The organism is Gordonia sp. IITR100 (assembly GCF_002009645.1).
GTDB classification, from domain to species: domain Bacteria; phylum Actinomycetota; class Actinomycetes; order Mycobacteriales; family Mycobacteriaceae; genus Gordonia; species Gordonia hongkongensis.
Genome location: NZ_MVKV01000011.1, coordinates 143,785 through 169,453, shown reverse-complemented (window position 1 = coordinate 169,453; position 25,669 = coordinate 143,785). Strand labels below are relative to the sequence as shown.

General features: G+C 67.3%; 25 protein-coding genes. 19 read left to right on the top strand and 6 right to left on the bottom strand.

Going from position 1 to position 25,669, the window contains the following annotated elements; genetic code table 11:
• The 4 genes from B1818_RS16130 to B1818_RS16115 all read left to right on the top strand — a co-directional run.
• Positions 1-330 (top strand): transposase (locus tag B1818_RS16130; RefSeq protein WP_176455938.1); only part of this gene is annotated, 330 nt, incomplete at its 5' end.
• Positions 331-538: 208 nt separating this feature from the next.
• Entirely contained in the window at positions 539-1,003 is a 465-nt protein-coding gene (locus B1818_RS16125) for a DoxX family protein (RefSeq protein WP_058252328.1), read from the top strand.
• A gap of 97 nt (positions 1,004-1,100) precedes the next feature.
• A complete protein-coding gene (locus B1818_RS16120) occupies positions 1,101-2,108 on the top strand; it encodes a YdcF family protein (RefSeq protein WP_058252307.1) in 1,008 nt (335 codons plus the stop codon).
• Positions 2,109-2,243: 135 nt separating this feature from the next.
• Positions 2,244-4,493: a bifunctional SulP family inorganic anion transporter/carbonic anhydrase gene (locus B1818_RS16115; protein ID WP_078113292.1), complete on the top strand. Its 2,250-nt coding sequence runs from the start codon at positions 2,244-2,246 to the stop codon at positions 4,491-4,493.
• A 67-nt stretch (positions 4,494-4,560) separates the two neighbouring features.
• Here the strand turns inward: B1818_RS16115 and B1818_RS16110 are convergent, their stop codons facing one another.
• The gene (locus tag B1818_RS16110; protein ID WP_058252305.1) at positions 4,561-5,136 is read right to left on the bottom strand and encodes a TetR/AcrR family transcriptional regulator; all 576 of its coding nucleotides are present in this window, start codon (positions 5,134-5,136) and stop codon (positions 4,561-4,563) included.
• Positions 5,137-5,214: 78 nt separating this feature from the next.
• On the opposite strand from B1818_RS16110, the gene B1818_RS16105 reads away from it, so the two are divergent.
• Positions 5,215-6,039, top strand: coding sequence for an alpha/beta fold hydrolase (locus B1818_RS16105; RefSeq protein ID WP_058252304.1), 825 nt, complete (start codon positions 5,215-5,217; stop codon positions 6,037-6,039).
• A gap of 123 nt (positions 6,040-6,162) precedes the next feature.
• On the opposite strand, the gene B1818_RS16100 is transcribed toward B1818_RS16105, so the two are convergent.
• The gene (locus B1818_RS16100) at positions 6,163-6,915 is read right to left on the bottom strand and encodes a metallophosphoesterase (RefSeq protein WP_058252303.1); all 753 of its coding nucleotides are present in this window, start codon (positions 6,913-6,915) and stop codon (positions 6,163-6,165) included.
• Positions 6,916-7,273: 358 nt separating this feature from the next.
• On the opposite strand from B1818_RS16100, the gene B1818_RS16095 reads away from it, so the two are divergent.
• The gene (locus tag B1818_RS16095; RefSeq protein ID WP_058252302.1) at positions 7,274-7,774 is read left to right on the top strand and encodes a MarR family winged helix-turn-helix transcriptional regulator; all 501 of its coding nucleotides are present in this window, start codon (positions 7,274-7,276) and stop codon (positions 7,772-7,774) included.
• Entirely contained in the window at positions 7,771-9,474 is a 1,704-nt protein-coding gene (locus B1818_RS16090; protein ID WP_058252301.1) for an MDR family MFS transporter, read from the top strand. The genes B1818_RS16095 and B1818_RS16090 overlap by 4 nt, the downstream gene beginning before the upstream one ends.
• A 23-nt stretch (positions 9,475-9,497) precedes the next feature.
• On the opposite strand, the gene B1818_RS16085 is transcribed toward B1818_RS16090, so the two are convergent.
• Together B1818_RS16085 and B1818_RS16080 are read right to left on the bottom strand one after the other, a co-directional pair.
• On the bottom strand, positions 9,498-10,253 hold the full coding sequence (locus B1818_RS16085; protein ID WP_078113291.1) for a dienelactone hydrolase family protein: 756 nt from the start codon (positions 10,251-10,253) through the stop codon (positions 9,498-9,500).
• A gap of 33 nt (positions 10,254-10,286) precedes the next feature.
• Positions 10,287-12,656, bottom strand: coding sequence for an ATP-dependent DNA ligase (locus B1818_RS16080; protein ID WP_078113290.1), 2,370 nt, complete (start codon positions 12,654-12,656; stop codon positions 10,287-10,289).
• Between the two features lie 71 nt (positions 12,657-12,727).
• Between B1818_RS16080 and B1818_RS16075 the strand changes: the two genes are divergently transcribed.
• From B1818_RS16075 to B1818_RS16065, 3 genes are all read left to right on the top strand, one after another.
• Complete coding sequence (locus B1818_RS16075) at positions 12,728-13,729, top strand: Ku protein (RefSeq protein ID WP_176455937.1); 1,002 nt, start codon at positions 12,728-12,730, stop codon at positions 13,727-13,729.
• 71 nt (positions 13,730-13,800) lie between these two features.
• Complete coding sequence (locus tag B1818_RS16070; RefSeq protein WP_078113288.1) at positions 13,801-15,135, top strand: MFS transporter; 1,335 nt, start codon at positions 13,801-13,803, stop codon at positions 15,133-15,135.
• A gap of 106 nt (positions 15,136-15,241) precedes the next feature.
• Positions 15,242-16,489, top strand: a complete 1,248-nt coding sequence (locus B1818_RS16065; protein ID WP_078113287.1) for a hypothetical protein — start codon at positions 15,242-15,244, stop codon at positions 16,487-16,489.
• Between the two features lie 61 nt (positions 16,490-16,550).
• Here the strand turns inward: B1818_RS16065 and B1818_RS16060 are convergent, their stop codons facing one another.
• Together B1818_RS16060 and B1818_RS16055 are read right to left on the bottom strand one after the other, a co-directional pair.
• Positions 16,551-17,462, bottom strand: a complete 912-nt coding sequence (locus B1818_RS16060) for a LysR family transcriptional regulator ArgP (RefSeq protein ID WP_078113286.1) — start codon at positions 17,460-17,462, stop codon at positions 16,551-16,553.
• A 58-nt stretch (positions 17,463-17,520) separates the two neighbouring features.
• Entirely contained in the window at positions 17,521-18,582 is a 1,062-nt protein-coding gene (locus tag B1818_RS16055) for an ABC transporter permease (RefSeq protein ID WP_058252327.1), read from the bottom strand.
• Positions 18,583-18,675: 93 nt separating this feature from the next.
• On the opposite strand from B1818_RS16055, the gene B1818_RS16050 reads away from it, so the two are divergent.
• The 9 genes from B1818_RS16050 to B1818_RS16015 all read left to right on the top strand — a co-directional run bounded on the left by B1818_RS16050 (position 18,676) and on the right by B1818_RS16015 (position 25,661).
• Entirely contained in the window at positions 18,676-19,299 is a 624-nt protein-coding gene (locus B1818_RS16050; protein ID WP_058252294.1) for a TetR/AcrR family transcriptional regulator, read from the top strand.
• Positions 19,300-19,368: 69 nt separating this feature from the next.
• Positions 19,369-19,992: a LysE/ArgO family amino acid transporter gene (locus B1818_RS16045; RefSeq protein ID WP_058252293.1), complete on the top strand. Its 624-nt coding sequence runs from the start codon at positions 19,369-19,371 to the stop codon at positions 19,990-19,992.
• Between the two features lie 208 nt (positions 19,993-20,200).
• The gene (locus B1818_RS16040; RefSeq protein ID WP_058252292.1) at positions 20,201-21,067 is read left to right on the top strand and encodes a YhjD/YihY/BrkB family envelope integrity protein; all 867 of its coding nucleotides are present in this window, start codon (positions 20,201-20,203) and stop codon (positions 21,065-21,067) included.
• On the top strand, positions 21,051-21,794 hold the full coding sequence (locus B1818_RS16035; RefSeq protein ID WP_058252291.1) for a CDP-alcohol phosphatidyltransferase family protein: 744 nt from the start codon (positions 21,051-21,053) through the stop codon (positions 21,792-21,794). Before B1818_RS16040 ends, B1818_RS16035 begins: the two co-directional genes overlap by 17 nt.
• 98 nt (positions 21,795-21,892) lie before the next feature.
• Complete coding sequence (idi, locus tag B1818_RS16030) at positions 21,893-22,462, top strand: isopentenyl-diphosphate Delta-isomerase (RefSeq protein ID WP_058252326.1); 570 nt, start codon at positions 21,893-21,895, stop codon at positions 22,460-22,462.
• 44 nt (positions 22,463-22,506) lie between these two features.
• A complete protein-coding gene (locus tag B1818_RS16025) occupies positions 22,507-23,445 on the top strand; it encodes a squalene/phytoene synthase family protein (protein ID WP_058252290.1) in 939 nt (312 codons plus the stop codon).
• Complete coding sequence (crtI, locus tag B1818_RS16020; RefSeq protein ID WP_058252289.1) at positions 23,442-25,046, top strand: phytoene desaturase family protein; 1,605 nt, start codon at positions 23,442-23,444, stop codon at positions 25,044-25,046. Before B1818_RS16025 ends, crtI begins: the two co-directional genes overlap by 4 nt.
• Before the next feature lie 87 nt (positions 25,047-25,133).
• Positions 25,134-25,301 carry a hypothetical protein gene (locus B1818_RS24205; RefSeq protein ID WP_156422435.1) on the top strand — a complete coding sequence of 56 codons (168 nt, stop codon included), beginning with the start codon at positions 25,134-25,136 and terminating at the stop codon, positions 25,299-25,301.
• 57 nt (positions 25,302-25,358) lie between these two features.
• Positions 25,359-25,661 (top strand): hypothetical protein, encoded by a 303-nt coding sequence (locus B1818_RS16015; protein WP_231742446.1) that lies wholly within the window; start codon positions 25,359-25,361, stop codon positions 25,659-25,661.
• The last annotated feature ends 8 nt before the right edge of the window (positions 25,662-25,669 follow it).

Below are 25,669 nucleotides of genomic sequence, written 5' to 3'. Positions count from 1 at the left end.
TTCATTCCGTTCTTGGCGTTCCCGCCCGAGCTCCGCAAAGTCATCTACACCACCAACTCGATCGAGTCGCTGAACTATCAGCTCCGCAAGGTCATCAAGAACCGCGGCCACTTCCCCAACGATCTCGCGGCGCGCAAACTGTTGTGGCTGGCGATCTGCGACATCGAGGACAAACGTGCCCGGCAACGCGAGAAGGAACGCGGCAAGCCCGCCGCCACCCGCAAAGCCCCCGGCAGGCTCGTCGAGGGACAAGTCGTGACGAACTGGAAACAGGCCCTCGGGCAACTCGCCCTGGCCTACCCCGACCGCATCGAACCCCACCTCAACTAGACCCAACCAGCAACTACAGGAAACCCAGGAGTCACGTTCTTACACAGACATCTTGACAAGCTCCGCCGACCCAGCCAGGTCGGCGGCATAGTCGTCGATCGTCGTCGCGCTACTTCTGAAGCCAGATGCGCGGCCCCGCGATGAGTTCTGACGAGCAGGCATGTCTATCCCTGCACAACACACTCGCACCACTCGCCAGGAGAACATGATGAGCCGCAACACCGTCACCGCAGGCACCGCCGACCCGGCGGGCGCAACTGACACCACCGCCTCCGATGAGGCGCAACCGACCCGCAGGAACTGGCGTCGCACAACGGGAATCGTCATCAGTGTGCTGATCGGCGCCTTCTTGGTCTTCGACATCGTGATCAAGCTGACGCGTCCGCAGGAGGTGGTCGATTCCATGGCGAAACTCGGTTTCCCGATCGACCAGGCGCTTGTCATGGGTATCGTCCTGCTGGTCTGTCTCGTCGTGTTCGCAATCCCGCGCACCGCAGTCCTCGGCGCCCTGGGGATCACGGCTTACCTCGGAGGCGCGGTCACCGCCAACATGCGAATCGAGGCACCGCTGTTCGACACGGTCTTGTTCGCGGTCTACACCGGCGTGCTGATGTGGATCGGGCTGGTCCTGCGCCGCCCTGAGTTGCTGAAGGTGGCCGGCCTGAAGCGCTGAGCGTCGCCGCTGCCCGGCCCCGCACCCGTTACTGATCTGGGATCGGACGGGTGCGGGGTCGTTGTGCATCTCTCGTACCGTTACGCGAGTGACTGGTGTGACCAGAGTGAAGCGCAGGAAACTGGCGGCGGCAGCGACGATCGCGGTCGCCGCCCTCGGCGGGGTGGCGGTCGGGACGTTGCCCGGACCGGACGCCTCGGTTGTGACGACGGCCTCCGCGATCGACCCGGCCGGCCTGTACAACAGCGCGCAGTCGAAGTTCGCCGGAGGTGACGTCGCGGGCGGACTCGAACTCCTCCAGCAAGTCCTTGCGGTGGCGCCGGCCGATACCGACGCGCTTGCACTCCAGGCGATCTGGTCGGACCAGGTCGACGACGTCGTCGCAGGACGCTCGGCCCTGAACCGGTTGTCGATGATGAATCCGTCCCTGGCGACAACGGCCCGCAACATCATCTCGGGCGTCGCGACCGCCGCGCAGATCGTCCCCGACACCACTCCCAAGGCGGTGTCGGGACGCCCGGCGATCGTCGTGCTCGGGTACGGCCTGAACGCGAACGGAAAGATGGCGCCGGAGCTCGTCAATCGCGTCTCCGCGGCGAAGGCACAGGCGGAACTGACCACCAACACACCGATCGTCGTCACCGGAGGGGTGCCGAAGAAGGGCATCACCGAAGCAGCCGCGATGCGGACCTGGCTCGTGGACAACGGTGTCAGTGCGGACCGGATCCTCGTCGAGGACAAGTCCGGGTCGACGGTCGCCAATGCACAGAACACCGCCGAGATCCTGCGCGCACAGGGAATCCGGGACATCGTTCTCGTCACGTCGCCCAACCACATCCGGCGCGGGGCGGCAGACTTCGGTGCCATGGGTCTGCGCGTCGTCGGGACACTCACCACCGCGACGGACCTGGAGAAGTACCGGACACCGCTGGCCAAGGCGCAGCAGACCGGCATACGTGTGGAGGCCACCCGGACCGCGCGTATCCCGGCTACCCATGAGCCCGGGCTCCTGCCGCAGAACCTACCCGAGACCGGCCCCGGATTGATCCCGGAAATCGGCGGCCGGATCCTCCAAGAGCTCCTGAAGGCGGGATCGTCGGCCTGACGGGCCGATCTCCTCGCACCGGGCGGCCGAGTCCGGTGAAGTGAATCACAGTGTTGCGCTGCTGCCCTGCGGTTTCACAGCTTCCCGATGGCAGAGTTCATCTGGAGTCAACAAACCGTCGGTAAGTTCGGACATATGCGAACAAAGGGGAGTCGGGGCCCCCGAATTCGCGAGGTGGTGCGGTACGACCTACCGGCATCTCTCGTCGTTTTCCTTGTGGCCCTGCCATTGTCATTGGGCATCGCGATCGCATCGGATGCCCCCGTGCTCGCCGGTCTCATCGCCGCGGTCGTCGGCGGGATCGTCGCCGGTCTGATAGGCGGTAGCGCACTCCAGGTTTCAGGACCGGCCGCGGGCCTGACCGTGGTGGTCGCCGACATGGTCGCCAATTTCGGTTGGCGCGTTACATGTTTCATCACCGTCGGTGCGGGTGCGTTGCAGATCCTGTTCGGCCTGAGCCGGGTCGCAGGTGCCGCGCTGGCCATCGCTCCCGTGGTCGTCCACGCGATGCTCGCCGGGATCGGCATCACGATCGCGTTGCAGCAGATTCACGTGCTCCTCGGCGGCAGCTCGGCCAGCAGTGCATGGGAGAACGTGACGTCGCTGCCGGCCGGGATCGCCGACATCGAGACGTCGGACGCGCTCGTGGGAGGCACCGTGATCGCGCTTCTCCTCATCTGGCCACTGATGCCCTCGGCGGTGCGCAAGGTGCCGGGACCGCTCGTCGGTATCGTCGGGGCGACGGCACTGACCATCGTCTTCGGCCTGGACGTCGAACGGATCAGTATCGACGGCAACTTCTTCGAAGCGATTACGCTTCCGGAACTACCGGACAGCAGTTGGGGCGCAGTGCTTCTCGGAGTGTTGACGGTCGCCCTGATCGCGAGTGTCGAGTCCCTGCTGTCAGCGGTCGCGGTGGACAAGATGCACACCGGCCCACGCAGCGATCTCAACCGGGAGCTGCTCGGTCAGGGCAGTGCGAACATCACCTCCGGGATGCTCGGCGGGTTGCCCGTCACCGGAGTGATCGTGCGCAGCACCACCAACGTCAACTCCGGGGCGCGAACGTCGGCCTCGGCGGTGATGCACGGCGTGTGGGTGCTCGTCTTCGCGGCACTGCTCACTGGTCTCGTCGAGCAGATCCCCATGGCCGCGCTGGCCGGCCTGCTAGTGGTCATCGGTATCCAGCTGGTCAAGCTGGCGCACATGAAGATCGCGCTGCGGACGGGCGACCTGTGGGTGTACGTCATCACGGTGCTCGCGGTCGTCTTCCTCAACCTGCTCGAAGGCGTCGCGATCGGTCTGGCAGTGGCGATCGGACTCGTCGTATGGCGGGTGGTTCGCGCCGAGATCACCTCGCAGGCAGGCAGTACCGACGACAAGCGTCAGTGGACCGTACGTGTTCGCGGCTCACTGAGCTTCCTGTCGCTGCCGAAACTGAACAAGGCGTTGTCGCAGGTGCCGGACGAGGCGCACCTGACACTGGAACTCGACACCGACTTCCTCGATCACGCGGCGATGGAGATGCTCGAGGACTTCCGTTGGGCGCACGAGGCCGGCGGCGGCACGGTCCTCCTGGTGGAGAAGGGTCGCGCTCGGCTCGTCGACGCCCCTCGACGGCCACCGCGGCGCCACACGTCCGGATTCGCCGGTCTGACGCCGTGGCGTAACCGAACCGGGTCGCAGGCGTCCGCGTCCCCGGACCGCCCGGCCGCACTCAGATCGGTTCTCGGCGGCGTCGACGAGTACGAGAACGAGCACGCCGACGCCCTCCGCGCCATGCTCGCCGATGTCACCGAGTCTCAGGATCCCGACTCGTTCTTCGTGACGTGTGCCGATTCGCGATTGATGCCGAACATCATCACGGCGAGCGGCCCGGGGGACCTCTTCACGGTGCGCAACGTGGGCAATCTGATACCGACCGACAGCGACGACGACGTATCCGTGGAGGCCGCACTCGAATTCGCCATCGGCGAGTTGGGTGTGTCGTCGATCGTGGTCTGCGGCCACTCGTCGTGCGGGGCCATGCATGCGCTGCTCGACAGCGAACAGGTCGATGTATCCGACCTCCCGGCCGGATCCGAGAGCACGCCGATCCAGCGATGGCTCAAGCACGCGATCCCCAGCCGGGTGGCCTTTCGGCACGGACACCCCGCCGGGCGCGCCGCGGCCGAGCTGGGACTGGCCGAGGTCGACCAGCTGGCCGTCGTGAACGTGGCCAAGCAGATCGAGACCCTGGCGCGGCACCCGCTCGTCGGGCGCGCCGCAGCAGAAGCGCGGCTACGCATCGTCGGTCTGTACTTCGACATCGCCACCGCGCGGGTCTACGAGGTCACCCAGCAGAGCATCGCACCGGTCGTCGAGGCGGCAGCCGCGCGACCGTGAACGCCGGTCGGAAAGGCGCCGTCCGTGGACGAGTGTGGGCTGAGGCGCCGGTGTCGACGGTCTGTTGCTACGAGCCGACGGCCGCCTGCACGGCCGCCTGCACGCCGTGGCCGGCAACGACGATCGGTTCGATGGAGCGCAGGGTGCGGCACAACACGAACGCACCTTCCAGCGCGGTCAGCGTGATCAACGCCAGCCGACGACGCTCCGGCTCGGTGATCTCGAGTTGTCCGAACCACGTTGCGAGGCCGGTCAACCAGCTCTCGAAAACCTCGGCCGATTCCAGCCTGAGACGCTCGTTGGTACTCGCGACCTCCAGTGCGATGGTCTCGATGGAGCAGGCCTCGCTGTAGTCCTGCGACTCCAACAGTTTTCCGGCGTTCTCGAACAGCGTCGGGATGCCGGTCAGGGGGTCGGTCGTCTCCAGCTGGGCGCCGACGAACGCGCCGTAGCGCAACCCTTCGCGTCGGATGACCTCGACGCTGATCGCTTCCTTGCCGCCGGGGAAGTGATGGTAGATCGAACCGTAGGGCGCTTCAGCCGCCGCCGAGATCTGTTTGATGCCGGTGGCCGGCATGCCCTGCCGCCGGTACAGCTCTGCGGCTGCCTCCAGGATCCGGTCGCGAGTAGCGGAATCTGCCATGACGTCTCCATCCCTTGCGCATCGTGCCGATGCCAGCCTATCTTGCTTCTAAGTAGAACGATCTATCTAGGAGGCGACGTGCCCACAGTCGACGTGCCGGCCGGCTCCATCTCCTACGAAGACACCGGCGGTCCCGGGCCGATCCTGGTACTCGGCCACGGGTTGCTGATGGACGGGCGGCAGTGGCGCAAGGTGATCCCGCTGCTTCCCGAATTTCGTTGCATCACACCGACGCTCCCGATGGGGGCGCACACGGAGCCGATGCACGCCGACGCGGACCTCACTGAGACGGGTGTGGCATCGATCCTTGCCGACTTCCTCGATGCCCTCGACCTCGATGACGTGACGCTCGTCCTGAACGACTGGGGCGGTGGTCAGTTCGTGATCTCCCAAGGCCGGGACAAACGCGTTGGGAGATTGGTGTTGGCATCGTGCACGGCTTTCGACAACTATCCTCCCGAGCCGGCGCGTCCCGCGGCGCTGTTGTGCCGAGTGCCCGGCGGCGGGTGGATTCTCACCCGGATGCTGGGCACTCGATTCTTCCGGCACAGCACGCGGGCGTATGGCGCGCTGACGAAGTCGGGGATCCCGGACTCGCTGTTCGACGAGTGGTTCCGCCCCGCTGTCGAAAACGCATCGATCAGAAGGGATCTGGTCAAATTCGCCACAGGCGCGCCCTCCCGCCGGAGGCTGCTCGAACTGTCGGACATGATGCGGCGGTTCGATCGCCCGGTGCTCGTGGTCTGGGCAATCGAAGACCGGATGATGCCCCTGGAGCATGCGGACCGCCTCGTCGAGCTCTTCCCGGACGCATCCAAGGTCGTCGTCGACGATTCGTGGACTCTCATCCCGGAAGACCAGCCGGAGGCGATGGCCGACCTGCTGCGCGGGTTCGTCAGATGACGCGTCGTCGTCGCCCCGCCGGGGGCGGTACCGAGTGTGCCGTGTCGCCGACGATGTAGCTCGCCTGCCTTTCGATGCCGAGCGCCGAAGCGCAACGGCCGATTGCCGGCACCGTCCTGAATGTCAGAACATCACCGATCGGAAGTGGGTGACGAACCGCTCGTCGTCATAGAGATGGAACGCGATCCCCGGCGGCTGACCGCGGTTGACGACCTCCCGGCCTTCGAACGGCAGGTTCAGTGTCGACGACACACCCGGCGCGATGCACAGCGGGCGGTCGGCGAACGTGGTCACCGCCGGGGTGTGGGCGTGTCCACACAGGAACGCGACGATGTTCGGGTGCTGATCCACCAGGGCGGCGAGACGGCCCTCGTCACGCTGGCGGATCGAGTCCATGAACGGCATCAGCAGGTCGACCGGCGGATGGTGAAAGGCGATGAACACCGGTGTCGCCACGGACGTCGCGGTGAGCCGGTCCGACAGCCAGGAGATGGTCGCGTCGTCGAGACGACCGTCGTTGCGTCCGGGCATCGAGCTGTCGCACATCAGGAAGAGGACGTCGGAGCCGTCGCGCCCGCGCACCGTCCGCGCGTGATTGATCGGACCAGAGGTCTCGGTGCCGATCAGGGCCGCGCTGAACGGTTCCCGGACATCGTGGTTGCCGGCGGTGATGAGCATCGGCAGCGGACTCTCGAGCACCCCGTACGCCTCGCGGTACTCGCTCGCGGCACCTTCATCGGCGATGTCACCGGTGACCAGCAGGACGTCGATCCCGGCGGCGCGGGCGTTGATATAGCTCAACGTCGACTGGATACGGGCCCGATTGAACCGCGTCCCGTTGAAATGCAGGTCGCTGATGTGGGCGACAACGAACACGAAGAGCTCCTGTCACGGTTCCTGGCTCCCACGAGGCTAACCGCAGGCAGGGTCCGACGACGCATCGCCTCAGGGCCGCGAGGCGCAACGCACTCCCATGACGTCGGTGTGGTTCAGCCCGCTCGGGTGCCGGCTCCCCTGTAACGCACAGCGGCCGGCGAGCGACATCGACGATGAGTCGCCGACCTGCCAACCCCCGACCTGGCAGGTCGGCGACCGTCTTTGTCTCCGTCGATGCAAGACTTCGGCGCTGTTTGCATTCTCCCGAGTTCGCGCGCACACTGGCGAGCGGTGTTAGTTGCGCTCTGCAACTAATTGCAAAGAGCAAGTAAAACTTCTCGGGTAGGCGGTGAGGACAGTGCTCGATCAACACGCGATCGACGACCTCTTCGAGACCCTTCTGCGCTTCGTCCGCATCCGCGAACGGGCGGTCCACACGACGTTCCGTACGCGTGAGGGCGAGTTCGAGGCCGCGGCGTTCAAGGCGCTCTTCCCGCTCGCGCGACGGTCGATGCGATCGCGCGACCTCGCCGAGACGATGAATGCCGACCCGTCGACGGTGAGTCGGCACGTGGCTCAGCTCGTGGAGCACGGCCTGATCCGCCGCGAGGCGGACCCGGACGACGGGCGCGCCACCATGCTCGTCATCACCGCCGCCGGACGGGATCGCGTCGTGGCCATGCGCGAGATGCGTCGCGCCGCCATGGCCGATGTCATGGCCGACTGGACCGACGACGAACTCCACACCCTCGTGACACTTCTCGGGCGGTTCGTCGATGCCGCCGACGCAGCCCTGCACCCGGCGTGCCCGGACCGCAGCCCGGACACAGATGCGAATGACCCGAAAGGACGACAGTGACAGACTCTTCGGCCGCCGACACGGTGAACCACGACGAGGAGGTCGCCGGCGCCGGACTGACCCATCGCCAGATCCTGACCATCCTGGCCGGACTCATGCTGGGCATGTTCCTCGCCGCCCTCGACCAGACCATCGTGTCGACGGCGATCCGGACCATCGCCGACGATCTGCAAGGGTATGACCTGCAGGCCTGGGTGACCACGGCCTACCTCGTCACCGCGACGATCGTGACCCCCTTGTACGGCAAGCTGTCCGATCTCCACGGCCGGAAACCGTTCTTCCTGCTGGCGATCTCGATCTTCATCGTCGGTTCGCTGCTGTGCACGATCGCGTCGTCGATGTATCAACTCGCCGCGTTCCGCGCCTTCCAGGGGCTCGGCGCGGGCGGCTTGATGACGCTCGCACTGACGACCATCGGCGACATCGTCCCGCCGCGGGAACGCGCCAAATACCAGGGCTACTTCCTCGCCGTATTCGGCACCTCCAGCGTCCTCGGACCGGTCCTCGGCGGTCTGTTCGCCGGCCAGGAGACGATCCTCTGGGTGTCCGGTTGGCGTTGGGTGTTCCTGGTCAACGTGCCGATCGGACTCGTCGCGCTGTTCGTGGTCTACAAGGTGCTCAACTACGACCAGCAGAAGGGCGTCGGCGGGCGCACCGACTACTGGGGGGCGACGGCACTCGCCGTCGCCGTGGCTCCGCTGCTCATCGTCGCCGAACAGGGGCGCCAGTGGGGATGGACCTCCGGACTGTCGTTCCTCTGCTACGGGATCGGCGTCGCCGGCATCGCCGCGTTCATCTGGATCGAGCACCGCATGGGCGACGACGCTCTCATCCCGTTGCGCGTGTTCACCAACCGGGTGTTCAGCCAGGGCATCATCATCTCGGTCATCATCGGCGCCGTCATGTTCGGCGGGATCTCGATGCTGCCGCAGTATTTCCAGGTCCTCCGCGGATCGAGCCCCATGATCGCCGGCCTCCAGATGTTGCCGATGGTGCTCGGTCTGATGGCCGGTTCGATCCTGTCGGGCCAGCTGATCTCGCGCACCGGACGCTACAAGATCTTCACGATCATCGGCGCCGTGCTGATCACCGCGGGCACTTTCCTGCTGCACCTGGTGGGCACCGAGACACCGCTCTACCTGGTCATGCTGATGGCCGCGCTCCTCGGCTTCGGGCTCGGCAATCTGATGCAGCCGATCACCCTGGCGATGCAGAACATCCTGCCGCCCAAGGACATGGGACTTTCCACCGGCACCGCCACCTTCTTCCGTCAGATCGGTGGAACGCTCGGTGTCGCGGTCTTCTTCTCGCTGTTGTTCTCCGTCATGGGGCCGAACATCAAGGACGAGATGGTCGCGGCGGCAGCCCAACCCGAATACCGGGCCGCGGTCGTAGAGGCCTCGCAGAGCAGCGACCCGCAGGTCAGCGCATTCGGGCACTCGCTCATCGCGGCCGCTCAGAATCCCGGTGTTGCAACCGGATCGTCGGACAGTGTCATGAGTGACACCTCGGTCATCGAGAGGCTGCCGGCCGAACTGGCCCAACCCATCAAGGAGGGGTTCGCCGACTCGATGGACCGGGTGTTCTTGGCGGTGTCGATCGTCGCGCTGCTCGCGATCATCGGAACGGTCACCTGGAAGGAACTCCCGCTGCGTCAGGGACGGCCGATCGGCGCACCGGAGTCGTCACCCGCGTCGTGAGCGTCAGTCGGAGCGGACCCACCTCACCCCGACAACGTCCGCCGGAAGAGAGCCTTGAGCTCATCGAAGTGATGTTCGCAGGCCTCGTGGTGATACGCTGCCAGATCGGACATCGTATACCCGTGCGGCGCACCGGGATAGACGGTCGCCGAGTGCGCCACGCCCCCACCGGTCAGGGCGTGCTCGAACTGCGCGACCGCCATCGCGGGCAGTGATGAATCCTTGTCGGCGTGGATGGCGAGGACGAACGCGTCGATGCCGACGAGATGCAGGTGCGGACTGTCGCGGTCGTCGGTCACCAGGCCGCCGGTGTGGAACATGCCGACCGCGGCGACGTCGTCGGGCCGGGCGGCGGCGATGTTCAGCGCGAGCCGGCCGCCCATGCAGTAGCCCGTGACACCGACACGTCCGGGTGTGACGCCCGGGAGCGATTGCAGCGCGTCGAGGTAGGCGACGAGATCGGGACGTACCGCCTCGGGCGTGAGGGTCCGTGCCCGCGGCATCGCGGATCGGAAGAATGCGGTCCGCGCCTCGGGCAGCAGCAGATCCTCGGTGGGCGCCCACTCGGCCGCGGACCCGTACCGGTGGAACAGGTGCGGCACCAGCACGACGTAACCCCAGGACGCAATGCGGTCGGCCATGGCCTCGATGCGAGGTCGTAGGCCGATCACATCGGTGAGGAACAGGACTCCCGGTGACGTCCCGGATGAATCGGGCCGCGCCACATAGGCTTCGGTCTCTCCGTCGGCCGCCGAGATGGTGATCGTCTCACCCGTCATGTCCACGCTCCTCTGCTCGGTTCACGCCCCGGGTCACAGATCACCGGGCAGTTTGTCCCTCCGGATCCCCCGCCAGCTGGGATGCCGCAGATGCCCGGCCGTCGTCCAGTCCATGAACCGGACCTCGCCGACGATCTTCGGCAGGACCCACACCGCGCTGGACTCGACGGGCCTGTCGAGTTTGTCCAGGAAGGGCGACCGCGAGATCTCCAATGGTCCGAGTTCCTCTGCAAGCGAACGCAACTGTGCGTCGGTGAAGCCGGTTCCCACGCGACCGACGTAGCGGAGTCCGGTCTCCTCGGGCAGACCGATGAGCAGGGAACCGATGGTGTGCGCGCGGTTGCCGCGGCCCGGCCGATATCCGCCGACGACGACCTCGATGTCGCTCCAGTTCTTGTGTTTCAGCCAGGTCGTCGACCGGCGCCCCTGCTGATAGACCGAGTTGCGGCGTTTGGCGACAACGCCTTCGAGATTGTGTTCCCGGCTGTACTCGACGGCGGCCGATCCCGGTCCGGGAAGCAGCGGCGGCACTTCGACGAAGGCGGAGTTGCGGAATGCCGGGGCCAGCTCCTCGAGGAGTTCGCGCCGAGCCGACCACGGCTTGCGCAACAACGACGAACCGTTCAGGAACAGGATGTCGAACAGGTGTAGCCGCAACGAATACGGCTCGTCGGTGTGCCGACGCGAGGTCAGCAGCGTGAAGTTGGTGCGGCCCGACGAGTCGATCGCGACGACCTCGCCGTCGAGCACCACGTCCATCAGACCGAGATCATCTGCGAGGCCGGCGAGTTCGGGGAAGTCGGCGGTCATGTCGATACCCGATCGGGAGGTGAGCCGGAACTCGCCGCCGACCGAACGGATGAGGAGCCGATATCCGTCCCATTTGCCCTCGAATGCCCAGTCTCGACCGTTGAGTCCGTCGATCGACTCGTCGGTCGCGAGCATCGGGCGCGGGTCGGTGAGGCTGTCGGGGACGATCGGACGCGGTTCGTCGCTCATCAGGTGGGCGAGCCAGTTCTTCTCACCGGTCCGGATCAAGGCGTACCGTCCCTGCACGCGCTCGCCGTGGAGGCGGACGATGACCTCTTTGTCCCGCCACTTCTCGAGCTCGAATGTGCCCCTGTCCCAGATGGAAACGTGACCGCCGCCGTACTCGCCCGCCGGGATGTCGCCTTCGAAGTCGGCGTAATCCATCGGGTGGTCCTCGGTCTGCACCGCGAGCCGGTTCTGGTCAGGGTCGGTGGGCAGGTTCTTCGGTACGGCCCACGACACCAGGACCCCGTCGTGTTCCAGCCGGAAGTCGTAGTGCAACCGTCGGGCGTGGTGCTCCTGGATCACGAAGATCGGTGCCCTGTCGGTCTGCGGGTCCGTGGAATCAGGTTCTGCAGCAGAGCTCTCGGCTTCGATGCGCTGTCGATGCGCTTCATCGCCAAAGGGTTCGGGTGTCTTCGACTGGTCGCGCTTGCGCCGGTACTCCTTCAGGTTGATGACCTGTCCCGCCGCGGGCTCGACGACGACCTCCGGCTCGTCGTCGTAGGGGTCGTCCAGGCCGTCGAGGAGATCGCCGAACTCCTCGACGCGGTCCAGCACCTCGGTGTAGAGCAGTTGGGAGAGTCCGGGGTCCTCCATCTCCTCCCAGGTGCGCGGCGCGGCCACCCACGGCTGCTCGCGGCCCCGCATCGAGTACGGCGCGAGAGTGGTCTTGGCGGCGGTGTTCTGGCTCCAGTCGATGAAGACCTTGTCGTCGCGCAGCGATTTGGACATCTTGGCGGTGATGAAATCGCTGTGCTGACGGGCGAACTCGTTGGCGACCTCCTGCGCCACCTTGCGCGCCGCATCCGACGTCACGGGCTTCGGGAGCCGCGCGTAGAGGTGGATGCCCTTACCGCCGCTGGTCACCGGGTACGTCGTCGCACCGCCGAGCCAGTTGCGGATCTCGCACGCCACCTCCGCGGTCCGGTGCAGCGGCACCCGCGGGCCGGGATCGAGGTCGAAGACGATGCGGTTGGCCATCGGCGCGCCGTCGGGTCCCATGGGAAGCCGCCACTGCGGCGTGTGGATCTCGAGCACGGCCATCTGCGCGAGCCAGACCAGCGTGGCGCGATCGTCGGCCATCGCATAGTTGATGACCCGCTCGCTGTGCTGGATGCCGTGGCGTCGGATCCAGTCAGGTGCGCTCTCGGGAACGTTCTTCTCGAAGAACGGGGTCGACTCGACGCCGTTGGGCCACCGCTTACGGGTGATGAGGCGGTTGCGTACGTGGGGGAGGAGGACATCGGCGATCCGCGAGTAGTAGTCGATGACCTCGAACTTCCGCGTCCCCGTCGCCGGATAGAGCACCTTCGAGAGATTGGTGATCGAGATCCGCCGACCGTCGACCTCCAGTGTCTCGCCGCCTGCCATGCTCCCATTGTCCACAACGCCGGTCAGAACGTCGCGCAGCTTGCCGCCATCCGGCCCGGATCCCTGGCAGAATGGCCCCCATGCGCTCGATCTGGAAGGGCGACCTCAGCTTTGGCCTGGTCAACGTGCCGGTCAAGGTCTATTCCGCGACCGAGAGTCACGACCGGAAGTCGTATCAGGTCGACTCGTCGGACGGCACCCGCATCCGCTATCGCCGCGTGCGCGAGGGCACCGACACCGAAGTCGACTACGGCGACATCGCCAACGCCTACGAATCCGAGTCCGGCGAGACCGTGATCCTCACCAAAGAAGACCTCGCCACGCTGCCGGTGCAGAAGAGTCCCGAGATCTCGATCCTGGAGTTCGTACCCGCCGAGCAGGTCGATCCGATCTACTTCGACAAGCCTTACTACCTCGAACCGTCGTCGAAGTCGCCGAAGGCCTACGTCCTGCTGGCCAAGGCGCTGGAGGAGACGGACCGGCTCGCGATCGCCTCCTTCACCTTGCGCAACCGGACACGCGTGGCCGCGCTGCGCGTCGTCGACGGGGTGATGACGCTGCAGACGCTGCTGTGGCCCGACGAGGTCCGCAAACCCGACTTCGGCTTCCTCGACGACGACACCGAGATCCGCGATCAGGAACTGCAGATGGCGGCGTCGCTGATCGAGTCCATGGCGTCGGACTACGACCCCTCCGAGTTCGAGGACACCTATCAGAACGAGCTGACGAAGCTCATCGAGGCGAAGTCCGAGGGCGGCGAGGCGTTCCCCGAATCCGACGACGAAGACAAGGACACCGAGGACTCCGACGTCGCCGATCTCCTCGCCGCGCTGCGCGCGTCGGTGAAGGATCGCGGGGGATCCGATTCGAAGGGTTCGGACTCGAAGGACACCGCGGCCAAGAAGGCACCGGCCAAGAAGGCTGCGGCGAAGACGGCCGCGAAGAAGGCGCCGGCCAAGAAGACCGCTTCCAAGTCGACGGCGAAGAAGACCTCCCCGGGGTCCGGCGAGTCCGGGAGCAAGTCCACGGCCAAGAAGGCGCCCGCCAAGAAGTCCTCGCGCAAGGCGAGCTGACCCGCACCGCCGGGCAACGGCGGTCCGAAAAGGGTTGGCACCACGCCCGCGGGTTCGGGCAAGCTCGAAGGGTGACTTCCGCCGCCGACTCCCGACTGCCCCGCGCGCTGCTGCCGTTCGCGCGTCGGCAGTACCGGCTGCTCGCGTCCGGACTGATCCTCGCCATGTTCGCCGACGGCGTGTGGACGATCGCGGTGATCTGGCAGATCATCGCGCTCGGCGGCGGGCCGGGTCAGGTGTCGCTGGCAACTGGCGTGGCCGCGGTGGGAATGCTGTTCTCCACGCTGGCCGGTGGTGTGCTCGCTGACCGTATTTCGCAGCGCCACATCATGATCGGCCTCGAGGTCGCGAAGATGGTCGCGTTCGGCGCGATCGGTCTGGCCTCGATCGCGGGCGTGCTGCAACTCTGGCACGTGGTGGTGGCCTCCCTGCTGGGCGGCATCACCACCGGGATGTACTACCCGGCCTATTCGGCGCTGCTGCCCGGCGTCGTCGCGCCGTCGGAGCTGCAGGCGGCCAACGGGATCGAGGGCTTCTTCCGCCCGGTCGTCTTCCAGGCAGTCGGCCCGATGGTCGCCGGCGCGGTCATCGGTGCCTGGGCCCCGGGACCCGCGGTGTTGATGGCGGCGGTCGCCGCGATCCTGTCGAGTGTCTGCTATCTCGGGATGGCACCGGTCACCGCGCGCCGGTTCGGCGAGGCGGGCGAGGACGCGCCGGAGGTCGTCGAGGGTGCGGGTGGTCGTCGGATCGTCGGCGACCTGGCCGAAGGTTTCGTCTACATGGCCCGGACCCCGTGGCTGTGGGGCACGCTGCTCTTCGCCTGCGTTCTGGTACTGGCGACGCTCGGTCCGATCGAGGTGCTCGTCCCGTTCGCATTACGTGAGCGCATCGACGGCGGCGCGACCCAGCACGCCTGGGTGCTCGCTGGATTCGGACTCGGTGCGGCTGCGGCGTCACTGGTATTCGCCTCGATCCCGATGCCGCGCCGGTACCTCACCGTCATGTTCTCGCTGTGGGCGTTCTCCAGCCTGCCGCTGGTACTGATGGGTCTCGCCGATTCCACGTGGATGTTCGTCGCCGCCGGTGTGACCATGGGCATCCTCTTCGACGGCCCGATGGTGCTGTGGGGAACGCTCTTACAGCGTCGGGTGCCGCCGGCACTGTTGGGTCGCATCGCCAGTCTCGACTTCTTCGTATCGGTTGCGCTGATGCCGGTGTCGATGGCGATCGCCGCCCCGGTCTCGTCGGCGATCGGCCTGACCGCCACGTTCGTGCTGGCCGGGTTGCTCCCGGTGCCGATCGCGTGGGCGTTCTACTTCGCGGCCGGCATGTGGCGCGACGAGATCGAGAACCCCCTTGTCGACGAGTCGAATCCGAAGTTGGTCGACTCCGCTGCGGTCCGTTGACGTGACCTGGAGCACATACTACGGTGACACATCATTCACAGGGCATGACGTGACGTAGCGGAGTGGGCTCGGCGGCTCGGCGCAGCCATTGCAGGAGGCGAAGACGATGGCGGTCTGCACGCCGGGTGACGTCCCGTCGATCATCACCGGCTACCTGGGGTTCGAGTGCGAGGGCGCGAATCCGATTGTCACGATCCGGAATCCGGCCGACCTCGAGCACTGGACGCAACCGGTCCTCGAGGTCACGATCATCCTCGGTGCCGTCCTCGCGCTGATCCACGCGATCCGCCGACTGCGTCGCGACGGCGACCCCACCAACCTGACGGTGTGGATCGGATCGTTGGTCTACCTGTTCGTGATCGAGCCGCCGCTGTACTTCCCGAACTGGTTCCACGCCGAAGAAGCGATGGGATTCATGTTCTCCCACAACGTGTTCACGGTCATGTTCATGTACGACCGGCTGCCGTTGTACATTGTCGCGTTCTATCCGGCCGTGAGCCAGGTCGCCTACGAGCTCGTGCGGGCGTGGGGCTTCTTCGACGGGTCGAAGCGCTCGGCGCTGCGCGGCTCGCTCGTTCTGGCCCTGGTGTTCCAGACCTTCTACGAGATCTTCGACCAGCTCGGCCCGCAGCTCAAGTGGTGGGCGTGGAACGTCGACGCGCCGTACTATCGCGACACCCTCGCCCAGCTCCGAGCCCAGGGCGTCGCCCCCGACGAGCTCGGCAATCCCGCCGCGGAGCCCACACTGGCCGCGGTGCCGTGGGGGAGCGTCTGGCTTTTCGCGACCGTCTCGTTCGCCGTGCTCGTCTACGTCGCGGTGCGCTTGGTCCAGATCCCCACCTCCCGAGGACGCGCCCCGCGCGGATGGTCGTTGTCATGGCGCGTCGTCGTGTCCGGTGTTGTGGCCGTTGTCAGCATGCCACTCCTGTCCATTCCGACGGCGCTGTTCGGCCGTGACGAGAACGCGAATCACGACGCGCAGACCGTCGTGTACTGGGTGGAGATGGCCCTGGTGTGGGGGATCGGACTGACACTTCTGTACGTGCAATGGCGACGCATGCGCAGCGACCCGACGCTGGGCGTCGACGACGCTCGCAGCGCTCGGCCCTTCCTCGTCGTGTTCCCGGTCCTGTTCCTCGGGGTGCACCTCGTACTGTGGTGCGCCGCGTTGCCCGCCTACCTTGACGCCGAGGACGGAATCACCGCCGACAACACACCGATCGGGAGTCTCCCCTACGTGATCGCCTGCCTCGTGGTCGCTGTGGGCGTGCTGGGCGTCGCTGTCGTTCGGGGCCGGCGCACGGTCGACGACAGCCCGGCGGTCGCGGGAACACCGTCGACCTCAGGCGTGTGACAACGTCCGATTCGTCCACAGCTGGGTCTGCCCGTCGTGGACGGCGACGAGTCGAGCGCGATCAGTGCTGGAGAACCCGCGCGGCGCCGTCGACGACGCTCGTCGTGAGTGTCTGCAGCAGAGGCGAACTCAGCTTCCAGTGCTGCCAGTACAGCGGGACGTCGATGTGGTGGTCGGCGATGAGGCGGACGCGACCGGTGTCGAGGGCGTCCGCGATCTGGACGACCGGGACGGCGCCCCAGCCGATGCCGAGCGCGACGGCGCGGTGGTATTCGGTCGACGCCGGGATGTAGACCGCGGGCGGGTCGACGGGCCGGCCGGCGAGGGCGGCCGAGATGTTCCGCTGGATGTGATCGTTGCGGTCGAACTGCACCATCGGGGCCCGGGCCAGTGCATCGGCATCGGGCCCGTCGGGTAGCCATGTGTCGATGAATTCCGGTGTGGCGACCGGCAGATAGCGCATCGTGCCGAGCGACTGCAGTGCGCACCCGCGGATCGCGAGTGGTTCCGAGGTCACCGCGGCGAGCACGTCGCCGGTGCGGAGCAGGGTGCTGCTGCGGGTTTCGTCGTCTCGGAAGACCTCGACCGCCACCGCGTGCTCCCGGTGGAATCGCGCGAGCACGGGCAGTAACCAGGTCGCGAGCGAGTCGGCATTCGTCGCGACCGGGAGATGGACACGGGGACGTTCGACCAGCGGCAGATAGTCGTCGTCGGGCGCGCCCACGAACTCGGCGCGGGTCTCGGCGAGCAGTAGTTCCCACTGCTTGGCCAACCGCACCAGCACCTCGCCATCGGGTGTGGCCGTCGCCGGCTTGGTCCGCCGGAGGAGTACCCGCCCGGCAGCGGACTCCAGCGCCTTGATCCGCTGGCTCACCGCCGACGGGGTGATGTGCAGGGCGGTGGCCGCGGCGTCGAAGGTGCCCTCGCGCAGGACCGCGGCCAGCGTGCGCAGGCCTTCCTGACTGATGTCCACGAGCCGAGGTTAGTGGTGTGTCCCGCCGGACAGTCGAGACACACCACCGCCGGCCGGATCAGGCGGGGACGGTGTCGCCCGCGGAGTCGGCCCGCCGTCCGCGCACCATGCCGAGTGCGAGGAGCGCGGCGCCGACGGCAATCCACCCGAGGAGAACGGCGACCTGTCCGGTGATGCTCGCCGCCGGGAAATACGCGACCGAACGGAGCAGCGTGCCGCCGGCGCCGGGCGGCAACCACTGGCCGATCGTTCCCCACGGCGCGGGCAACAGGTACGGCGACGATGCCAGCCCCGACAGCGGGTTGGAGATCAGCACCATCACCAGCGCGGACACCCCGACCCCGGCGGGTCCGAGCAGGCTGCCCGCACCAACCGTGAACCAGGTGATCGCTCCGATCATCAGGGCTGCGGCGAGTCCGACGGGGCCGATACCGCCGTCGATGACGCCCAACCATGACCACGTCGCCGCGAAACCGAACCCGGCCACGAGCGGCCCCAGGACCGCCAGTGTCGCCTGCATGGCGACTGGGCCGCGCAGCCCGATCGCGGCGGCTCCGCCGAGTGCCATGCCGGCGATCAGCAACGGCAACAGTCCGGCGGCGAAACCCGTTCCGCGTGTATCAGTCTCGGGAGTGGGGACCACGGATTCGACGGCGACCGGTACACGCTGGGCGGTGGCGATGCCGTTCCCGACCCCGGCGACGACCTGCGCCAGCACCGGCGAACCCGCCTCCGCGGTCAGCACCGTGACCCCGCCGGGCCCGACCGCGATCGCGCCGACCAGGTCGCGCCGTTCGATGGCGGCACGCGCGTCCTCGGTGTCGGCGAATCGTTCGACGGCGAAGGCGTCTTCACCGGCCCGGTCGGCGAGCGCCGTCTCGATCGCCTGTGCCGCGGGCGGCGGTGCGACGAGACCCAGTGGGGCTTGATGCGGCTCGGGATCGACGGCCAGTGACACGAACGTCGCGGCGATCGCGATCACGAACGTCGGGATCAGCAGCGCCATCACCGCCACGAGGCGCCAACTGGGTGCCCGCCCGGTCGGGGGCGCACCGTCGGCCTCCGCGGTCGCAACGGGCGCCCGATCGCGCGAATCTGTCGAGTGCAGTTCAGTGCTCATGACCACTCCTAAAAAGAACGAATCTTCGTTTTTCTGAGTATGCGCGGAGGGCCGCGAGGAATCAAGAACGAATATTCGTTTTAGACTGTCGGCATGCCCAAGATCAGCGACGAACGCAAGCTCGAAAGAAGCCGGCAGATCCTCGCCGCCGCTCGCCGATGCTTCGTCGACAAGGGGTTCCACCGTGCGTCGATGTCTGACGTGATCCGGGAATCCGGGCTCAGTGCGGGTGCCGTCTACTCGTACTACTCGTCGAAAGAAGAACTGATCGCCGCCGTTGCGCGGTCGATCTTCGCCGCCTACGAGTCGGGGATCAGCAGCTTCGACGACCCGGTAGAGCAACCCCCGTCGCCTGAGGCGGTTGTACGCGCGCTGGCCGAACGGGTCCTGCTGGAGATCGCGCCGATGACCGACGGCTTCCGGATGGTCCTGACGGTATGGGGTGAGGCCGCCAACAACCCGGAGCTGCGCGAGACCGTGCGCGACATCATCCGTGGGCTGCGGGGCGTCTTCGAACGCGTGCTGACGGCCTGGCGGGCCGCGGGCCACGAATTGCCCGCGGAGCCTGCGGTGCTCGCGCAGGTGATGGTCTCGGCGATGCAGGGGGTGGTCGTTCAGCAGGGCCTGGTCGGCGACGTGGACGTCACCGACTACATCGAGGCCTTGTGCGCGGTTCTACGCGGCATCGGACTGGGCGACGATGCGTCCACAATCTGAAGTTCAACTGTTTATTCGTGAAAAAGTTTCGCTGTACTGACCGGGGCGTGTCGCCCTAGCGTCGTCCCGGTGACCGCCTACCTCGTACCGACACTTGCCGGGCTTCTCACCGGCGCCGGTCTGATCATCGCCATCGGACCCCAGAACGTTTTCGTGCTGCGTCAGGGCGTCGCCCGCAGGCACACCGGTCAGATCGTGGCGGTCTGCGCCCTCTCCGACGTCGTACTCATCGTGGCAGGGGTGGCCGGCCTCGGCGCGCTCGTCGCCGCGCACCCGGAGGTGGTGACGTTCGCGAAAGCGGCCGGCGGACTGTATGTCGGGGCGTTGGGCGTCATGGCCGCCAGACGCTGTGTGCGCAGTGACGAGGCCATCGCAGCCGCTGACGAGATCGGGGCCGAGTCCACCGGCCGCTGGGTGGCGGTGGGTACGGCCCTGGCTCTGACCTGGCTCAACCCGCACGTCTACCTCGACACGGTCATCACCATGGGTGCCATCGCCAACGGCCACGGAAACGGCAAGTGGGCGTTCGCCTTCGGTGCCTGCATCGCGAGTGTCCTCTGGTTCACCGCGCTCGGCGGCGGAGCTCGGAGACTGTCCGGATTCTTCGCGAGTCCGCGGGCGTGGAAGATGCTCGACGCGGTGGTCGCGGTCATCATGCTGGGGATGGCGATCGCGCTGTTCGCGTCGATCTGACACGCATTCCGAGCATGTGCGGGGCGCTCGTCGGTGACCGGTGTCGTCACCCGGGTTCCCCCGGCAGCCGGACGGGTGCAGGACAGCGGTGGAGGCGACAGTGTGATCACGCTGGAGTCACCGAGGACTCAGATCGGACACTGCTGCGGCGCGAGTGGGGTGTTTCGGGTATCCCGGAGGGGTGACACCGCGCCGATCGGCCCCGACGGTGACTCGCGACACCACGATCCGCGAGCAGACGACGACGTTCGACGTGCGTGCGTTGGTGACCGATGTGCGCCATGTACTGGGCCGCGGCGACCTCGCCGCGGCTGCTGCCACCCTCACCTACTTCGCGGCGATCGCCGTCGTGCCGTGGGCGCTGCTGGGGATCTGGTCGACGACCTGGCTCCGCGGCCCGTCCGCCGAGGAGTCCCTGGCGGAGCTGCGCGTCCTCATCCCACCGGCCATGGGCGGCCGTGGCGTGTTCGACGAGGCCGTCGCGGTCGGTACCGGACTGACGCTGATGGGCGCACTGGTGTTGCTGTTCCCGGCGTCGTTCTACGGCGAGGGTCTTCGCCGCGCGTGTATGACGTTGTATCCGCGCGAGGACCGGTTCACGGGATGGCGGTCTCGGATCTGGGTGCTGGGATTGGTGGTCGTCGTGCCGCCACTGGCGTATGTGGTCGTCGGCGTCGCGGGCACACTCACGACGTTTGCGCCCGAGGGAGGCGGAACGGGTGGTTTCGGCGACCTCGTGGTCCGGATCGTGGTCGAGTTCATCGTCGTGTGGATGCTGGTCACGGTGGCCCTGACCTGGGTGTACTGGAAGGTGACGCCCGGTGAGCCATCACTCGGGGTGGCGGCGGCCAGCGCTCTCGGCACCGCGTCGTTCATCGCCGGATTCACCCAGGGCTTCCTGCTGTTCCTGTCCCTGCCGATCGATGTCGGGATCCCGTACGGGGGTCTCCGGGTGATCGGCGGGGTGGTCGCGGTCGGTTTGTGGCTGTACGTCGCGCACGTCATCGTCATCATCGGATGGGCGTTCGGGCAGGCGATCGAGAAGCAGAGGAGGGGACGTGTCCGCGGAGCCTGAGCGAGCGGGCCGGAGCCTCACGGCGGCGTCGGGTGCGGAGCGGACGACGAGCGCCCGGGACGAGGCACTCGACTCGTGGTCGAAGCTCCACGGAGGGCTCGATCCGCGCGCGAGTTTCTGGGTCCGGAACTGGGTGCTCGTCAGCCACGCCTGCGCGCGACCGTTGGCCCGACTGGGCCTCACGCCGAACACCGTGACAGCTCTCGGAGTCATCGCCACCGCGATCGCGCTGTGCCTGACCATTCTCGGCGACTGGTGGCCGCTGCTCGCCGCACTCGTCATCGTCCTGGCGGCGCTCCTCGACGGGATCGATGGTGCCATCGCGGCCCAGACCGGAACGGCCTCGCGGTGGGGGCGTATCAACGACTCGGTGGCGGACCGGTTCTCGGACGTGATGCTCGTCGGCATCGTGGTGGTCGTGGGTGCACCGCCATGGCTCGGCGCGACGATCGCGGTGCTCACCCTCATCCTCGAGATCACCCGCGCCACGGCCCAGGCGGTGGGCATGAAGGGGCCAGGGACGGTCACCGTGTGGGAGCGGCCGTCGCGGGTGATACTGGCGGTCGTCGCCACTGTGAGTGCGGGTTCGTGGTGGTGCTCGGGACTGAGCTCAGCCGTCGCGTCCGGCCTGGCTCTATTCATCGCGGCAATCGGCGCGGCACTGGCGTTGATCGGGACGGTCCAGTTGGGGATCGCGGTGCGGAGGCAGACCCGACGGCTCGGATGAGTTCTCGTCGCGGGCGGCTCCCATCCGGTTCGCGCTCCGGTGACGAACAATGGTGCGAAGAGCAGCTCGCCCGATCTCGATGCGATGAGGAAATGTCGATGACGAACGACTCGGTGGTTCTCGCCGACGCCGACGGCCGCCCGTGCGGCACCGCCGACCGCGAGGGGGTGCACGGACCGGACACCCCGCTGCACTTCGCCTTTTCGTGCCATCTCGTCGTCGACGGCCGCATCCTCATGACACGCCGGGCGTTGTCCAAGCGCAGCTGGCCCGGGGTGTGGACCAACTCGTTCTGCGGTCATCCGCGCCCCGGCGAGGACGTCGTCGACGCCGTGCACCGGTATGCCCGGCGCGAGCTCGGTATCGAGGTGGCCGATGTCCGCTGCATCCTGCCGGACTTCCGGTACCGGGCGGTCGACGCGAGCGGCATCGTGGAGAACGAGATCTGCCCGGTGTTCGTCGCACGTCCGCTGGGAACACTTCGACCGGATCCCGATGAGGTCGCCGAGCACGCCTGGGCCGACGTCGCCGACGTGTGGTCGCTCGTCGCGAACACCCCGTGGGCGGTCAGTCCGTGGTTCGTCGAGCAGGTGCGGCAGCTGCCGACCGACGACCCCGGTTCGGTCTACGACACCCATCCGGTGATGTCCCGGGCGTCGAATTCATGACGTCAGGCAATTGGCGTTCAGTCACCAGGTCGAGGAGCGGTCGGATGATGCACATTCCCGGTCACACTCAGGTGATCCCACCGCACCGGCGATACGACGAGGTCGCGGAAGCCTGTGCGGCGATGGTGATCAGGTCGTACTCGAGTTCGTTCGGACTCGCTTCGCGTCTGCTCACGCCGCGGATTCGGCGCGACGTCCAGAACATCTACGCGCTCGTGCGGGTGGCCGACGAGATCGTCGACGCCCCGCGCCCGGAGCAGGGGCTCGTTGACCGCAGCAATGAACTCGACCAGCTCGAGGAGCAGACCAGCGTCGCGCTCGTCACCGGGTCGAGCAGCAACCTCGTCGTCCACGCCTTCGCGCAGACCGCCCGCCGGGTCGGCATCGATCTTGATCTGGTCGGCCCGTTCTTCGACTCGATGCGCAGCGATCTGACCCAGGTCCAGCACGACTTCGAGTCGCTGGCCACCTACATCTACGGCTCGGCCGAGGTGGTCGGTCTGATGTGCCTGCGGGCGTTCCTCGCCGACGAGCCGAAATCCGCCGCCCAGTACGACCACCTCGCACCCGGCGCCCAACGGCTGGGCGCGGCCTTCCAGAAGATCAACTTCCTCCGCGACTTCGGCGAGGACAGCGACGGGCTGGGGCGGCGCTACCTGGTCGGCCTCGATCCCGACGATCCGGCGGACTCCGCCTGGTCGCTCTGGCTGGACGACATCGACCTCGACCTGACCGCCGCTGCGGCCGCCATCCCGCACCTGCCGGCGAGCAGCCGCGTCGCGGTGTGCACCGCGCACGACCTGTTCGCCGAGCTGACGGCCCGCCTTCGCGAGTCGTCGGCCACCGAGGCCCGCCGTACCCGCGTCCGCGTCCCGAACGCCGGGAAGGCGAAGATCGCGGCGGCCGCCGTCGCCCGCCGCGGTATGCCGCGACCCGCACGTGCCGACGCCGCCGGTCTGAACAGAAGGAAGAGCAACGTATGAGCGAGTCCCGACGCGTCGTCGTCATCGGTGGCGGAGTCGCCGGCCTGGCCACCGCCGCCCTCCTCGCCCACGACGGGCACGACGTCGAACTCGTGGAGAAGAACGACGACCTCGGTGGTCGGGCCGGTACCTGGGATCGCGACGGGTTCCGCTTCGACACCGGTCCGTCGTGGTGGTTGATGCCGGAGGTGTTCGACCATTTCTTCGAGATGCTCGGGACGTCGACCGCCGAGCAGCTCGATCTCGTCCGCCTCGACCCCGGTTACCGAGTGTTCTTCGACGACAACGGGTCCGACGAGAAGCCGATCGACGTGTTCGGTGACCAGGACCGGAACCGTGCGCTCTTCGACGAGATCGAGCCCGGCGCGGGAGCCGCACTCGACGACTATCTGCGCACCGGCAGGCAAGCGTATGACCTTGCCGTGGAACGGTTCCTGTACACCAGCTTCGACTCGCCACGTGCCTTCCTCGGCCTGCCGGTGTTGCGGCACGCGAAAACGCTTGTCACGCTGCTGACGACCTCGCTGCAGTCCTACATCGCGGCCCGCTTCACCGACCGCCGGCTCCGCCAGGTCCTCGGGTATCCGGCGGTGTTCCTCGGTTCCTCGCCCGAGCGCACCCCTGCGATGTATCACCTGATGAGCTGGCTCGACCTCGCCGACGGTGTGCGGTACCCCAACGGCGGCTTCACCACCCTGGTCGACGCGCTGGAGCGGGTTGCGCGGGAACGGGGCGTACGCATCTCCACCGGCACGGCCGCGACCGCCATCCTCACGCGGGAACGCGCTGGGAAGCGGTCCACGCCGTCGCGTCGTCGCGCCGAGGTGGCCGGCGTCCGCGTCGAAGGAGCCGACGGCACACCGCGAGAACTGGTCGCGGACATCGTGATCGGTGCCACCGATCTGCACCATCTCGAGACTCGGTTGCTGCCCCGGGAACTCCAGACCTTCCCCGAACGGTACTGGGACCGCGCCACCTCCGGCCCGGGGGCGGTGCTCGCACTCCTCGGCGTACGCGGTGAGATTCCCGAGTTGGCGCATCACTCCCTGTTCTTCACCGAGGACTGGAAGACCAACTTCGACGCCATCTTCGAGAGTCCCACGCGCGTACCGGACCCGGCGTCGCTCTATGTGTGCAAGCCGTCGGCCACCGACCCGTCGGTCGCGCCGTCGGACTCGGAGAACCTCTTCATCCTGGTGCCCGTCCCGCCCGACCCGGGTCTCGGCCGCGGCGGCGTGGACGGCGGCGGCGACCCCGACATCGAGAAGGTGACCGACCGGGCCATTGCGATGATCGGACAGTGGGCAGGTGTTCCCGACCTCGCCGATCGTGTCGTCGTCCGCCGCACCATCGGCCCCGCGGACTTCGTCGACTCGGTCAACTCGTGGTGCGGCGGAGCCCTCGGCCCGGCGCACACGCTGCGGCAGAGCGCGTTTCTGCGCTCGACGAACCGGTCACGCAAGGTCGACGGCCTCTTCTACGCCGGGTCGAGCACGCGTCCCGGCATCGGCCTGCCGATGTGCCTGATCAGCGCCGAACTCATCCGGAAGAAGCTCCGCGGCGACCGGTCGGTGGGGCCGATGCCGGTCGCGACACGCTGACCTGCGCCGGAAGGTTTGGAACGCAGATCATCCGGGTACGGTCGCGTGACAGGGCTCACAGCGAGCGGCGCGAAAGGTACCGGTGACATGGAGAAGGCACGGACGAATGCGTGGTGGCGCGGCCCGCGATGGACGTGGTCTCGTCAGCACCTGACCCCCGAAGAGCGCCGGAACCTCCAGGCCTCCCGTGTTCCGGTGGCGGTCGTGACGGCGTCGCTGGGTGGACATGCGTACAGCTATCGCGACCGGGTCTGATCTGACGCTTCGAGGTCCCACGACTCGCTGATCGCATCGTGGCGATGGTTGAGGCAGGTGCTCGATCACCGTACGGGCGAGCGCTACCTGCTCGAGGGATTTCCCGGGGCGGACTGGGCACGCAACGTCCGTGCGGCCGAGGGACGTGCCCAGCTGTCGGTGGGAGGGGAGATGAGCGATGTCCGCCTCGTCGAACTCTCGGCCGATCAGGCCGTTCCGGTGCTACGCGCCTGGCCGGAGCTGGCGGGCACCGACGGCCCGAAGATGATGAAGGACGCGGGAGTCGTCGACGACGTGACCCCGGAAGCCTTTGCTGCCGCGGCGGGCCGATGCGCCGTGTTCCGTATCGATCCGCGCTAAAGGCTCCG